Origin of the sequence: Streptomyces longisporoflavus (assembly GCF_014649775.1) — a bacterium.
GTDB classification, from domain to species: domain Bacteria; phylum Actinomycetota; class Actinomycetes; order Streptomycetales; family Streptomycetaceae; genus Streptomyces; species Streptomyces longisporoflavus.
Genome location: NZ_BMTR01000011.1, coordinates 11715 through 24224, shown reverse-complemented (window position 1 = coordinate 24224; position 12510 = coordinate 11715). Strand labels below are relative to the sequence as shown.

The window sequence follows — 12510 nt, the reverse complement described above, 5'->3', positions numbered from 1 at the left end:
AGGCGGCCCCGGCAGCTGCCGGGGCCGCCTCCCGCGTACGACGATCGAGGACGCGGGCCGGGGGCTCAGCCCTCGGAGTGGGCGAGCTGCCCCTTCGGCTGCGGCTGCGAGCGCTTCGCCTGGCCGAGGCCCGCGGCACGCATGAGCAGGCCCACGACGCCACCGGCGGCGACGATGACCATGCCGGCCCAGAAGCCCAGCGGGTTGGCCAACACCATGAAGGCACCCGATACGCAGAAACCGATGAAGGCGATGATGACACCGGTCCAGGCGGCCGGGGTGTGTCCGTGGCTGCTGCCCGCCATGACTTGCTCCTCGTTGCTGTATGCGTGGTGGTGATGCACGGGGTGAGCCGAATGCCCACCGCCCCATTGTCCCGCACGCGCGCGCGTGCCCGAGCCCGGGGTCATGCCTCGCGTGTGGGGTCCTCGCCGCGGTCGAGCGCCTTCCACAGGTCCTCGGGCCGGTCCGGGTCCACCTCGGGCGCCGCCTTGCGCGGGCGCGGGGCGCCGTCGCGTTCGTAGCGTCCCGACATCGCGGGCCAGGACTTTCCGTACGTCAGGGCGAGCAGCCCGGCGATCAGGATCAGCGCGCCCGCGGCGGCGGCCGCGTACGGCCAGGCGGTGTGGCTGAGATCACCGATGGTGGCGGCGGTGTCGCCGGAGGCCTCGGCGGCCTTCTCGTCGAGGGCGCGGCTGTCGTTCGCGGCCAGGAGGGCGGCGGCCACGGTGCCCGCGCCGCTCAGCGCGAGCAGCAGCGCGACCAGCATCCGGCCTGCCCTGCGGACGGCGAAGACGGCGACGAGCGCGGCGAGACCCACTATCGCCAGGGCCGCGGGCACGCCCGTGACGTCGCTGCCCGTGGCGCTCAGCGGCAGCTCGCCGCCCGCCACCGAAGCGGTGCCGTTCGCCCACGTCTGGCGGGACGCGAGCAGGGCGAGGGCCGCGCCGACTGCGCCGGACAGCAGGGCCACGGCGATGCTGCGCCGGCCGCTGCGCTGGGCCCGGGTCTCGGGCTCGGCAGGGGCGTCGGCGGCGTCGGCGGCCCGGGTGCGGGGCGGAGGTACGGCAGAAGTCACCCCTCCACTATCCCTCACGTCCGGCGGGGTTCCGCAGCCGGTTCGCCGTGTGGACGGCCCGCAGGACGGCCGCCGCCTTGTTGCGGCACTCGGTGTCCTCGGCGACGGGGTCGGAGTCGGCGACGACCCCCGCCCCGGCCTGCACATACGCCGTGCCCTCGCGCAGCAGGGCGGTGCGGATGGCGATGGCGGTGTCGGAGTCGCCGGCGAAGTCGAGATATCCGACACAGCCGCCGTACAGGCCGCGCCGGGAGGGTTCGAGCTCGTCGATGATCTGCATCGCACGCGGCTTGGGGGCGCCGGAGAGGGTGCCCGCGGGGAAGCAGGCGGTGAGGACGTCGAAGGCGGTGCGGCCCCCGGCGACCTGGCCGGTGACCGTCGACACGATGTGCATGACGTGGGAGTACCGCTCGATGGACATGAAGTCGACGACCTCGACCGATCCCGGCTCGCAGACCCGCCCCAGGTCATTGCGGCCCAGGTCGACCAGCATCAGGTGCTCGGCCCGCTCCTTGGGATCGGCGAGCAACTCCTCGGCGAGCGCCTGGTCCTCCTGCGGGGTCGCGCCGCGCGGCCGGGTGCCCGCGATGGGGTGCACCATGGCGCGCCCGTCCTCGACCTTGACGAGGGCCTCGGGCGACGAGCCGACGACGTCGAATCCGTCGAAGCGGAAGAGGTACATGTACGGCGACGGGTTCGTGGCCCGCAGCACGCGGTAGACGTCGAGCGCGCTCGCGTCGCAGGGCGTCTCGAAGCGCTGCGAGGGGACGACCTGGAAGGCCTCGCCCGCGCGGATGCGCTCCTTGATGTCCTCGACGGCTTCCTGGTACTGCTCGCCGCCCCACAGCGCGGTGTACTCCGGGAGCTCGGAGGGCGGCAGCGCGGCCGGGGGCTGGGAGACGGCCCGCGACAGGTCGGCCTCCATGGCGTCGAGGCGGGCGACCGCGTCGGCGTACGCCTCGTCGACGCCCGTCTCCAGGTCGTTGTGGTTGATCGCGTTGGCGATCAGGAGCACGGAGCCGTCCCAGTGGTCGAGGACGGCGAGATCGCTGGTGAGCAGCATGGTCAGCTCGGGCAGTCGGAGGTCGTCCCGCTCGCCGGGGCCGATCTTCTCCAGGCGGCGCACGATGTCGTAACCGAGGTACCCGACCATGCCGCCGGTGAAGGGCGGCATCCCGGAGGCCAGGTCGTGCGGTGTGTGCAGGGCCTGGACGGTGGCGCGCAGGGCGTCGAGCGGGTCGCCGGAGGTGGGGACGCCGACGGGCGGGGTGCCCAGCCAGTGCGCCTGGCCGTCGCGGGTGGTGAGGGTGGCGGCGCTGCGGACGCCGACGAAGGAGTAGCGGGACCACGAGATGTCGGTGCGGCCGTTCTCCGCGGATTCGAGGAGGAACGTGCCGGGGCGTTCGGCGGCGAGCTTGCGGTAGAGGCCGACGGGAGTGTCGCCGTCCGCGAGGAGCTTGCGGCTGACGGGGATCACTCGGCGGTCGCTCGCGAGCTTGCGGAAGGTCTCGAGATCCATGGGAGGAGCTTACGGCCGTGCGGGTGGCCCACGGTGTTGCGGCCCGACAGGTGGAACGTCTGCCGCTAGAACTGGACGATGACCAACCGTCGTACGCTGTCCGCCCTTGTCCTCGTCCTCGCCTCGACGGCGTTCGGGGCCACCGCCCCCGAGCCCGTCGTGTGGCCCGCCCCCAAGGACGTACCCGAGAGAGTCCGGGCCGCGGGCCTGGAGATGCTCGACTCCGAGGCGATGGACATGCACATCCACACCACTTTGAAGGTGTACTCGGGCGGCCGTCCCGTCACGGTCCCCGCGGACATCGGCATCGACCGCTCGGGCCCCAAGCCCCGCTACAGCCCGCTGCACACGCACGACACCACCGGCACCCTGCACGTGGAGTCGGAGGAGTGGCGGGACTTCACGCTGGGTCAGTTCATGACCGAGTGGGGCGTGAGCACGGCACAGAAGAAGTGCCGCGGCGACGTCGGAGGGCGGGCCCTGGCCGGCGATCCGTCCCGCATCGTGCTGCGGGACGGCGAGACGATCACGCTCCGGTGCCGGTGAAGGTGACCGTGAGGGAGTCGGAGTCGAAGCACGTGCGCGTGCCCGTGTGACAGGCGGCGCCGATCTGGTCGACCTGGACCAGGACGGTGTCCGCGTCGCAGTCCAGGGCCACGGACTTCACGTACTGGAAGTGGCCGGACGTGTCGCCCTTGACCCAGTACTCCTGGCGGCTGCGCGACCAGTACGTGCAGCGGCCGGTGGTGAGGGTGCGGTGCAGGGCCTCGTCGTCCATCCAGCCCAGCATCAGCACCTCGCCGGTGTCGTACTGCTGGGCGATGGCGGGGACCAGGCCGTCGGCGCCGCGCTTGAGGCGGGCGGCGATCTCGGGGTCGAGGCTGCTGGGCGGGGGTGTGGCGGTCATGGGGCCATTGTGCCGCGCCCGCGCGGATCGGCCCGGCCGTGTCCACTGGGCGGGCCGGTTGCCGAGTCGTAGGCTGGACGGCATGTCGACCCATGCCAAGCGTGAACGACTTCTCCTCGCCGACCTGTTGGAGGCCGAAGGCCCTGACGCCCCCACCCTCTGCGAGGGCTGGAACACCCGTGACCTCGCGGCCCATGTGGTGGTCCGCGAGCGCCGCGCGGACGCCGCGGGCGGGCTGCTGATCAAGCAGCTCGCCTCGCGCCTGGAGCGTGTGCAGGCCGAGTTCGCCGCGAAGCCGTACGAGGAATTGATCCAGCTGATCAGGACGGGGCCGCCGCGCTTCTCGCCCTTCTCCCTCAAGCAGATCGACGAGACGTCGAACGCCGTCGAGTTCTACATCCACACCGAGGACGTACGCCGCGCCAGGCCCGACTGGACGCGGCGCGAGCTCGACCCGGTCTTCTCGGACGCCCTGTGGTCCCGCCTGGAGCGGATGGCCCGCCTGATGGGCCGCAAGGCGCCGGTGGGCATGGTCCTTCGGCGCCCCGACGGCCAGACGGCCGTGGCGCACCGCGGCACTCCCGTGGTGACGGTGACCGGGGAACCGTCCGAGCTGCTCCTGTACGTGTACGGCCGGCAGGAGGCGGCCGACGTCGATCTCGACGGCGAGAAGGACGCGATCGCCCGCCTGCACGAGACCAAGCAGCTGGGACTTTGATGATCAAGATCGCCATGACCGGTGTGTACGTCGACGACGTGGCGAGAGCCCATGCCTTCTACACGGACGTGCTCGGCTTCGAGACCCGGCACCACGTGGACATGGTGGCCGGCCAGGTCTTCGTCACCGTCGGGGCGGCGGGCGGTCAGAGCGATGTGGAACTGCTCCTCGAACCGGGCGACGGTCCCATCGCGGAGCCCTATCGCAAGGCTCTGCACGAGGCGGGCATCCCGTGCATCGTCTTCGGGGTCGACGATGTACGGGCCGAGCACGAGCGCCTGACGGGGCTCGGGGTGCGGTTCACCCAGGGCCCCGAGGAGCAGGGACCGGTGATCACCGCGGTGCTTGACGACTCGGTGGGGAATCTGGTGCAGCTCATGCAGGACGCGTCCGCTGGGTAGGAGCGGGCGTCAACTCGGCAGTTCGGTGCGGCGCAGGGCGCGGGAGCAGAGGCCGAGCACCCCGCCCGCCGCGCTCACCGCCGCGCTGACGGCGAAGACCGGTTCTACGCCCCAGGTGCCGATCGCCGCGCCGACGACGGGGTACGAGACGGGGGCGACGCCCACTGTGAAGAGGGTGGCCACCGAGGTGACGCGGCCCAGGTAGGCGGAATCGGTGACCGTCTGCAGCAGGGCGGCGATCAGCGCGCCGCCGAGCCCGGTGCACAGTCCGACGCAGAGCCCTGCCACCGCCGCGAGGGAGACCGAGGGCGCGAAGGCGATCGCGCCCAGTGCGACGGAGCCCGCCACCACTCCCCAGGACTGGACGGCTCCGGCCCGCGCGACACGACCCCGCACCGCGAGCAGCAGCGCCGCGGCCCCGGCACCTACTCCGAAGCCCCCGATGATCCACGCCATACCGGCGGCTCCCCAGCCGCGCTGGTCGGCGAGGAGCACGACGCCGATGTTGGCCGGACCCGCGAAACCCAGCTCCGTCACCCCGGCCACCAGGAGCAGCGGCGCGAGTACGCGGTGCCCGCGGATGTACGCGAGGCCGTCCACGAGCTGACGCCAGGCGCTCTCGCTCGTCCCCGCCTCCTCGTCCGGTGCTAGCTCCTGGACGCGTACCGCCATCAACAGCACCAGTGAACCGGCGAAGAGCACACCCGCCGCTCCGAACCCCGCCGCGGGACCGCCCACCGCCACCGCGAGGCCGCCCAGTGGTGCGGCGGCGACCGTGGCCACCCGCTGCGCGAACCCCCGCATGCCCTGCACCCGGCCGAGCTGCCCCGGCGTGGTGATGCGCGCGGGCAGGGCGCCGACGCTCGGCAGGAACAGTGCGTCCACTGCACCGAAGACCAGGGCGACGGGGATCAGGAGCCAGATCCCGGGAGTGGTCACCAGGAGCAGCACGGCGACGGCGAGAATCACCGCGCAGCGCACCGCGTCGCTCCCGATGACCACCCTGCGGGGCCCGAACCGGTCGGCGATCACGCCTCCGCCGAGCATGAGCGCGGCACGCGGCAGGGAGCCGACGGCCAGGACGAGCCCCGCCTGTGCGGGGCTGCCGCTGCGGGTGGCGGCCCAGGAGAGCGCCACGAAGTAGATGCTGTCGCCGACCATCGAGGCGGTGTAGGCGGCCAGCCAGCGCAGGACGTTGCCGTCCCGGTGCGCGGGTATCTCAGTGGCTGAAGCGGCGGGAGTCGTACGTATGCCGGTGGTGGACATCGCGGAACGCCCTCTCAGAGCCGGAAGGGAAAGCTGGCCAGGTGGACGGCGACGTTCTCGCGGCCCTCGGTGTCGCCCGCCGCCTCGGCGGCCTTGCCCTGCTCCTCGTACGTCTTGACCAGGGCATGGATCTCGGCGTTGAGCCGCTTCAGTTCGGCCGGGTTAAGACGGGCGAGGAAGTCCGACTGATCGGCCGCGATGCGCCACTCGGCGCCCCACGCCTCCTGCTGGGCCAGGTAGGTCTCGTACTGCTCCCTGCGGTACGCGATCAGGCTGCGGACGACGGCCGCGTGGGTGGCCGCTCCCTCCGGCGTGTCCTTGAAGTCCTCGTGCCGGAAGCTCAGGGTGTCCTGCGCCGCCTGCCACCACCGCTCCCGCGCGTCCTCGCTCTGCACGTCGGCCTCTTCGATGAGGCCGTGCTCGGCGAGCTTGCGCAGGTGGTAACTGACGAGCGAGACCGCCTCGTCGACCTGCGAGGCGAGCTGGGAGGCAGTCGAGGGGCCCGAGACCCGCAGCGTGCCGTAGACCCTCAACCGCAGCGGGTGCCCCAGCGCCTTGAGCGTGCCGAGGTCGGTGATGCGGCGGGGTTCGCCGCCGGGCTCGGGCTGTTTGTCGTCCATGCCGTCACCGTAGACAGGAAAGAAAACTTGCGCAATATAAATTGCGCAAGTTTTCTTTCGCATCTCGGCGGCAGAGAGCCCTGGCCACTCGGTGGCCAGGGCTCAAGCGCGCGAACCGCTCAGCGAACGGGGCGTCCCGCCTCCCGCAGCGTGTCCTTCACCTCGCCGATCCGCAGATCCCCGAAGTGGAAGACCGAGGCCGCGAGGACCGCGTCCGCGCCCGCCTCGATCGCGGGCGGGAAGTGGTCCAGGCGGCCCGCGCCGCCGGACGCGATAACAGGGACGGTGACGTGGCGCCGTACCGCCGCGATCATCTCGATGTCGTAGCCGTCCTTTGTGCCGTCCGCGTCCATCGAGTTGAGCAGGATCTCGCCCGCGCCCAGCTCGGCGGCGCGGTGCGCCCATTCGACGGCGTCGATCCCGGCGGACTTGCGGCCGCCGTGCGTCGTGACCTCGAAGGAGCCCGAGGACGTACGCCGGGCGTCGACCGAGAGCACGAGCACCTGGCGGCCGAAACGCTCCGCGATCTCGCGGATCAGCTCCGGGCGTGCGATCGCGGCCGTGTTGACCCCGACCTTGTCCGCACCCGCCCGCAGCAGTTTGTCGACGTCATCCGCCGTGCGGACGCCGCCGCCCACCGTGAGCGGGATGAAGACCTGCTCGGCGGTGCGCCGGACCACGTCGTACGTGGTCTCGCGGTTGCCGGAGGACGCGGTGATGTCCAGGAAGGTGAGTTCGTCGGCGCCCTCGGCGTCGTACACCTTGGCCATCTCGACGGGGTCGCCCGCGTCGCGCAGGTTCTGGAAGTTGACGCCCTTGACGACGCGGCCGTTGTCCACGTCGAGGCAGGGGATCACCCGTACGGAGAGCGTCATTCCCGCTCACCCGCCCTCGGGCCGTAGGCCTCCACCTCGACCTCGACGACCAGGCTCGGGTCGACGAAGCCGGAGACGATGAGCATCGACGCGGCGGGGCGGACGTCGTCGAAGAGTTCCTTGTGGGCCCGGCCGACCTCCTCCACGTCGCGTGCGTGGGTCAGATACATGCGGGTGCGTACGACGTGCTCCCGGCCGAGGCCCAGCTTCTTCAGGGCGTCGAAGGCGACCTGGAAGGCGTTCACGGCCTGCTCGTAGGGGGTTCCGGCGTCTATGACGCCGTTCACCACCGACGTGCAGCCCGAGACCAGTACGAGGCCGTTGGGCAGCTCGACGGCGCGGGAGTAGCCGATGGTCTCCTCCCACGGTCCGCCCGAGCTCACCCTGCGCACGACGTCACTCATGACGCGGCCACCGCGGCCAGGGCCTCTTCGAGCGTGAAGGCCTTCGCGTACAGCGCCTTGCCGACGATCGCGCCCTCGACGCCCTGCGGGACGAGCTCGGCGATCGCGCGCAGGTCGTCCAGGGACGAGACGCCGCCCGACGCGACCACGGGGCGGTCCGTCGCCGCGCAGACGTTGCGCAGCAGCTCCAGGTTCGGGCCCTGCAACGTGCCGTCCTTGGCGATGTCGGTGACGACATAGCGGGCGCAGCCCTCGGAGTCGAGGCGCGCCAGGGTCTCGTAGAGGTCGCCGCCGTCGCGGGTCCAGCCGCGGCCGCGCAGGGTGGTGCCGCGGACGTCGAGGCCGACGGCGATCTTGTCGCCGTGCGAGGCGATGATCTTGGCGACCCATTCCGGGGTCTCCAGGGCGGCCGTACCGAGGTTCACACGCGTGCAGCCGGTGGCGAGCGCGGCCTCCAGGGACGCGTCGTCGCGGATGCCGCCGGACAGTTCGACCTTGATGTCCATGGCGCCCGCGACCTCGGCGATCAGCGCGCGGTTGTCGCCGGTGCCGAACGCGGCGTCCAGGTCCACCAGGTGCAGCCACTCGGCGCCCGACCGCTGCCAGGAGAGGGCGGCCTCCAGCGGGGAGCCGTAGGAGGTCTCAGAGCCGGACTCGCCATGGACGAGGCGTACGGCCTGGCCGTCGCGGACGTCGACGGCGGGAAGGAGTTCGAGCTTGCTCACAGAGGTCCCTGACATTCCTAGAGGGTTCCGATCCAGTTGGTGAGGAGCTGGGCACCGGCGTCGCCGGACTTCTCGGGGTGGAACTGCGTGGCCCACAGCGCGCCGTTCTCGACGGCGGCCACGAAGGGCTCGCCGTGCGTGGTCCAGGCGACCTTGGGCGCGCGGAAGGAGGGGTTGCCGACCTCGAAGTCCCAGTGGTGCACGGCGTACGAGTGCACGAAGTAGTAGCGGGCGTCGGCGTCGAGGCCCGCGAACAGCTGCGAGCCCTCGGGGGCCTGGACGGTGTTCCAGCCCATGTGCGGGACGATGTCGGCCTTCAGCGGCTCGACGGTGCCGGGCCACTCGTCGAGGCCCTCGGCCTCCACGTCGTGCTCGATGCCGCGCGCGAAAAGGATCTGCATGCCGACGCAGATGCCCATCACGGGCCGGCCGCCCGCGAGCCTGCGGCCCACGATCCAGTCGCCGCGCGCCTCCCTGAGCCCCTGCATGCAGGCGGCGAAGGCCCCGACGCCGGGGACGAGGAGGCCGTCGGCGGCCATGGCCTTGTCGTAGTCACGGGTGATCTCTACGTCCGCACCCGCGCGCGCGAGGGCACGCTCGGCGGAACGGACGTTCCCGAAGCCGTAGTCGAAGACGACGACCTTCTTGGGAGCGGTCATACGTGGATCAGCTCCCCTCAGTTCCAGTAGTCGAGTCGCAGGATTCCCGCGACGAGGCACATGGCCGCGCCGATGGAGAGCAGCGCGATCAGGCTTTTCGGCATCCCCTGCTTGACGAAGGAGATGATGCCGCCGATCAGGAAGAGACCGACGACGATCAGAACGGTGTTGAGGCCGGTCATGGCTTTACAGCGCGCCCTTCGTGGAGGGAAGGATCCCGGCGGCGCGCGGGTCACGCTCGGAGGCGTAACGCAGGGCGCGGGCCAGGGCCTTGAACTGGCACTCCACGATGTGGTGGGCGTTGCGGCCGTAGGGCACGTGCACGTGCAGGGCGATCTGCGCCTGTGCGACGAAGGACTCCAGGATGTGCCGGGTCATCGTCGTGTCGTACGTGCCGATCATCGGCGCCATGTTCTCGGGCTCGGTGTGCACGAGGTACGGACGGCCGCTGAGGTCGACGGTCACCTGAGCGAGCGACTCGTCGAGCGGGACCGTGCAGTTGCCGAAGCGGTAGATGCCGACCTTGTCGCCGAGCGCCTGCCTGAAGGCGGCGCCCAGGGCGAGTGCGGTGTCCTCGATGGTGTGGTGGGTGTCGATGTGCAGGTCGCCCTCGGTCTTGACCGTGAGGTCGAAGAGGCCGTGGCGGCCGAGCTGGTCGAGCATGTGGTCGTAGAAGCCGACCCCTGTGGATACCGCCACCTCGCCCTTGCCGTCGAGATCGATCTCGACGAGGACCGAGGTCTCCTTGGTGGTCCGTTCGACCCGTCCAACGCGGCTCATGCCTGCTGCTCCTTCTTGAGTTCGCGTACCGCATCGAGGAACGCGTCGTTTTCGGCGGGGGTTCCCGCGGAGACCCGCAGCCACCCCGGCACTCCGTTGTCCCGGACCAGGACGCCCCGGTCGAGGATCTTCTGCCAGACGGCGTGGGCGGCCCCTTCGCCCTCGAACCGCCCGAACTGGACGAAGTTGGCGTCGGAGTCGGTCACTTCGTAGCCGATCGCGCGCAGCTCGCTCACCAGGCGGTCGCGCTCCCGCTTCAGCTGCTCGACGTACTTCAGGAGCGTGTCGGTGTGCTCCAGGGCGGCGAGCGCCGTTGCCTGCGTGACGGCCGAGAGGTGGTACGGCAGGCGTACGAGCTGCACGGCGTCGACGACCGCGGGGTCGGCGGCGAGGTAGCCCAGGCGCAGCCCGGCCGCCCCGAAGGCCTTCGACATGGTGCGGGAGACGACGAGATGCGGCCGGCCCGCGAGCAGCGGGAGCAGCGAGTCGCCGTGGCTGAACTCGACGTAGGCCTCGTCGACCACGACCATCGACGGCTTGGCGGCCTGCGCGGCTTCGTAGAGCGCGAGGACCGTGTCGGCCGAGACGGCGTTGCCCGTGGGGTTGTTGGGGGTGGTGATGAAGACGACGTCGGGCTGGTTCTCGGCGACGGCCTTCGTCGCCGCCTCGACGTCGATCGTGAAGTCCTCGCCGCGGGGGCCAGAGATCCAGCCCGTGCCGGTGCCGCGCGCGATGAGGCCGTGCATCGAGTACGAGGGCTCGAAGCCGATGGCAGTGCGGCCGGGGCCGCCGAAGGTCTGGAGCAGCTGCTGGATGACCTCGTTCGATCCGTTGGCCGCCCACACGTTCGCGAGGGTGACCTCGTGGCCGCCGGTGCGCGTGAGGTAGCGGGCGAGCTCCGTGCGGAGCTCCACGGCGTCCCGGTCGGGGTAGCGGTTGAGGTCGCGGGCCGCCTCGCGGACCCGCTCGGCGATGCGCTCGACGAGCGGCTCGGGGAGGGGGTACGGATTCTCGTTCGTGTTCAGGCGTACGGGTACGTCGAGCTGGGGCGCGCCGTAGGGGGACTTGCCGCGCAGTTCGTCGCGTACGGGGAGGTCGTCGATCCGGACGGTCACTGGTTCGGCACCTTCCATCCGAAGCGGGCCTTCACGGCCGCACCGTGCGCGGGCAGGTCCTCGGCCTCCGCCAGCGTCACCACGTGGTGGGCGACGTCGGCGAGCGCGTCCCTGGAGTAGTCCACGATGTGGATGCCGCGCAGGAACGACTGGACGCTGAGCCCCGAGGAGTGGCAGGCGCAGCCGCCCGTCGGCAGGACGTGGTTGGAGCCCGCGCAGTAGTCGCCGAGGGAGACGGGGGCCCAGGGGCCGACGAAGATCGCGCCCGCGTTCTTCACCCGGTCCGCGACGGCCGCGGCGTCCGCGGTCTGGATCTCCAGGTGCTCGGCGCCGTACGCGTCGACGACGCGCAGGCCCTCCTCCAGGCCGTCGACCAGGACGATCGCGGACTGTCTGCCCGCGAGGGCGGGGGCGATCCGGTCCTCGACGTGCTTGGTCGCCGCGACCTGCGGCTCCAGCTCCTTGACGACCGCGTCGGCGAGGGCCAGGGAGTCGGTGACGAGCACGGCGGCGGCGAGCGGGTCGTGCTCGGCCTGGCTGATCAGGTCGGACGCGACGTGCACGGCGTCGGCCGTGTCGTCGGCGAGGACCGCGATCTCGGTGGGGCCCGCTTCGGTGTCGATGCCGATGCGCCCGGTGAAGTAGCGCTTGGCCGCGGCGACCCAGATGTTGCCGGGGCCCGTGACCATGTTCGCCGGCGCGCAGGTCTCGGTGCCGTACGCGAACATCGCGACGGCCTGGGCGCCGCCGACCGCGTACACCTCGTCGATGCCGAGGAGGGCGCAGGCGGCCAAAATCGTGGGGTGCGGAAGTCCGCCGAACTCCTTCTGCGGCGGGGACGCGAGCGCCATCGACTCGACGCCCGCCTCCTGCGCCGGGACCGCGTTCATGATCACGGAGGAGGGGTAGACGGACCGGCCGCCCGGGGCGTAGAGCCCGACACGCTCGACCGGCACCCACTTCTCGGTGACCGAGCCGCCGGGCACGACTTGGGTGGTGTGCGGGGCGCGGCGCTGCTCGGCGTGGACGACGCGGGCACGCCTGATCGACTCCTCCAGCGCCTCGCGGACGACCGGGTCGAGGCCGGCCAGGGCCTCGGCGATGGCGGTCGCGGGGACGCGGACCTGCGTCAGCTGTACCCCGTCGAACTTCTCCGCGTATTCGATCAGCGCCGCGTCGCCACGATGATGCACGTCCTCGCAGATGGGCCGCACCTTCTCCAGGGCGGCCGCGACGTCGAAGTCGGCACGGGGCAGCAGGGCGCGCAGGGCGGGACCCTCGGGGAGGGCGTCGCCGCGCAGATCGATTCGGGAGATCACATGGCCAATTCTCTCAGACCGTCATTCCGGGTCGGACGCCCGTATCACTGGCTGATATAGATCCCGGAAGACCCGTTCACCACTAGCGTTCAGCCCGTCACTGAACGGGCATGAAACAGGTGTA

Annotated in this window: 17 protein-coding genes; 3 read left to right on the top strand and 14 right to left on the bottom strand. The window is 71.3% G+C overall.

From position 1 onward, the window contains the following. Positions 1 to 65: 65 nt before the first annotated feature. From IE226_RS22575 to IE226_RS22565, 3 genes are all read right to left on the bottom strand, one after another. Complete coding sequence (locus IE226_RS22575) at positions 66 to 305, bottom strand: HGxxPAAW family protein (RefSeq protein WP_190083145.1); 240 nt, start codon at positions 303 to 305, stop codon at positions 66 to 68. A 101-nt stretch (positions 306 to 406) separates the two neighbouring features. Continuing rightward, positions 407 to 1078: a TIGR02234 family membrane protein gene (locus IE226_RS22570; RefSeq protein WP_190083144.1), complete on the bottom strand. Its 672-nt coding sequence runs from the start codon at positions 1076 to 1078 to the stop codon at positions 407 to 409. Between the two features lie 7 nt (positions 1079 to 1085). Beyond that, a complete protein-coding gene (locus tag IE226_RS22565) occupies positions 1086 to 2597 on the bottom strand; it encodes an anthranilate synthase component I (protein WP_190083143.1) in 1512 nt (503 codons plus the stop codon). Positions 2598 to 2675: 78 nt separating this feature from the next. Between IE226_RS22565 and IE226_RS22560 the strand changes: the two genes are divergently transcribed. Then, on the top strand, positions 2676 to 3143 hold the full coding sequence (locus IE226_RS22560; RefSeq protein ID WP_190083142.1) for a hypothetical protein: 468 nt from the start codon (positions 2676 to 2678) through the stop codon (positions 3141 to 3143). Here IE226_RS22560 and hisI read toward each other — a convergent pair. Next, entirely contained in the window at positions 3124 to 3504 is a 381-nt protein-coding gene (gene hisI / locus IE226_RS22555; RefSeq protein ID WP_190083141.1) for a phosphoribosyl-AMP cyclohydrolase, read from the bottom strand. The genes IE226_RS22560 and hisI overlap by 20 nt on opposite strands. An 82-nt stretch (positions 3505 to 3586) precedes the next feature. On the opposite strand from hisI, the gene IE226_RS22550 reads away from it, so the two are divergent. Further along, on the top strand, positions 3587 to 4222 hold the full coding sequence (locus IE226_RS22550; RefSeq protein WP_190083140.1) for a TIGR03085 family metal-binding protein: 636 nt from the start codon (positions 3587 to 3589) through the stop codon (positions 4220 to 4222). Then, the gene (locus tag IE226_RS22545; protein ID WP_190083139.1) at positions 4222 to 4623 is read left to right on the top strand and encodes a VOC family protein; all 402 of its coding nucleotides are present in this window, start codon (positions 4222 to 4224) and stop codon (positions 4621 to 4623) included. Before IE226_RS22550 ends, IE226_RS22545 begins: the two co-directional genes overlap by 1 nt. Before the next feature lie 9 nt (positions 4624 to 4632). On the opposite strand, the gene IE226_RS22540 is transcribed toward IE226_RS22545, so the two are convergent. The 10 genes from IE226_RS22540 to hisD all read right to left on the bottom strand — a co-directional run bounded on the left by IE226_RS22540 (position 4633) and on the right by hisD (position 12386). Beyond that, a complete protein-coding gene (locus IE226_RS22540; protein ID WP_190083138.1) occupies positions 4633 to 5889 on the bottom strand; it encodes an MFS transporter in 1257 nt (418 codons plus the stop codon). A 14-nt stretch (positions 5890 to 5903) separates the two neighbouring features. Next, positions 5904 to 6509: an ArsR/SmtB family transcription factor gene (locus IE226_RS22535; RefSeq protein WP_190083137.1), complete on the bottom strand. Its 606-nt coding sequence runs from the start codon at positions 6507 to 6509 to the stop codon at positions 5904 to 5906. Positions 6510 to 6628: 119 nt separating this feature from the next. Then, complete coding sequence (gene hisF / locus IE226_RS22530) at positions 6629 to 7384, bottom strand: imidazole glycerol phosphate synthase subunit HisF (RefSeq protein WP_190083136.1); 756 nt, start codon at positions 7382 to 7384, stop codon at positions 6629 to 6631. Continuing rightward, positions 7381 to 7788, bottom strand: a complete 408-nt coding sequence (locus tag IE226_RS22525; RefSeq protein WP_190083135.1) for a RidA family protein — start codon at positions 7786 to 7788, stop codon at positions 7381 to 7383. The genes hisF and IE226_RS22525 overlap by 4 nt, the downstream gene beginning before the upstream one ends. Continuing rightward, entirely contained in the window at positions 7785 to 8513 is a 729-nt protein-coding gene (priA, locus tag IE226_RS22520; protein WP_190083389.1) for a bifunctional 1-(5-phosphoribosyl)-5-((5-phosphoribosylamino)methylideneamino)imidazole-4-carboxamide isomerase/phosphoribosylanthranilate isomerase PriA, read from the bottom strand. The genes IE226_RS22525 and priA overlap by 4 nt, the downstream gene beginning before the upstream one ends. Positions 8514 to 8530: 17 nt before the next feature. Beyond that, a complete protein-coding gene (hisH, locus tag IE226_RS22515) occupies positions 8531 to 9172 on the bottom strand; it encodes an imidazole glycerol phosphate synthase subunit HisH (protein WP_190083134.1) in 642 nt (213 codons plus the stop codon). 17 nt (positions 9173 to 9189) lie between these two features. Further along, positions 9190 to 9354, bottom strand: a complete 165-nt coding sequence (locus tag IE226_RS22510; RefSeq protein ID WP_190083133.1) for a CG2302 family histidine operon protein — start codon at positions 9352 to 9354, stop codon at positions 9190 to 9192. A 4-nt stretch (positions 9355 to 9358) separates the two neighbouring features. Further along, positions 9359 to 9952, bottom strand: coding sequence for an imidazoleglycerol-phosphate dehydratase HisB (gene hisB / locus IE226_RS22505; protein ID WP_190083132.1), 594 nt, complete (start codon positions 9950 to 9952; stop codon positions 9359 to 9361). After that, positions 9949 to 11067: a histidinol-phosphate transaminase gene (locus IE226_RS22500; RefSeq protein ID WP_190083131.1), complete on the bottom strand. Its 1119-nt coding sequence runs from the start codon at positions 11065 to 11067 to the stop codon at positions 9949 to 9951. The genes hisB and IE226_RS22500 overlap by 4 nt, the downstream gene beginning before the upstream one ends. Further along, complete coding sequence (hisD, locus tag IE226_RS22495; RefSeq protein WP_190083130.1) at positions 11064 to 12386, bottom strand: histidinol dehydrogenase; 1323 nt, start codon at positions 12384 to 12386, stop codon at positions 11064 to 11066. The genes IE226_RS22500 and hisD overlap by 4 nt, the downstream gene beginning before the upstream one ends. Positions 12387 to 12510 lie beyond the last annotated feature (124 nt).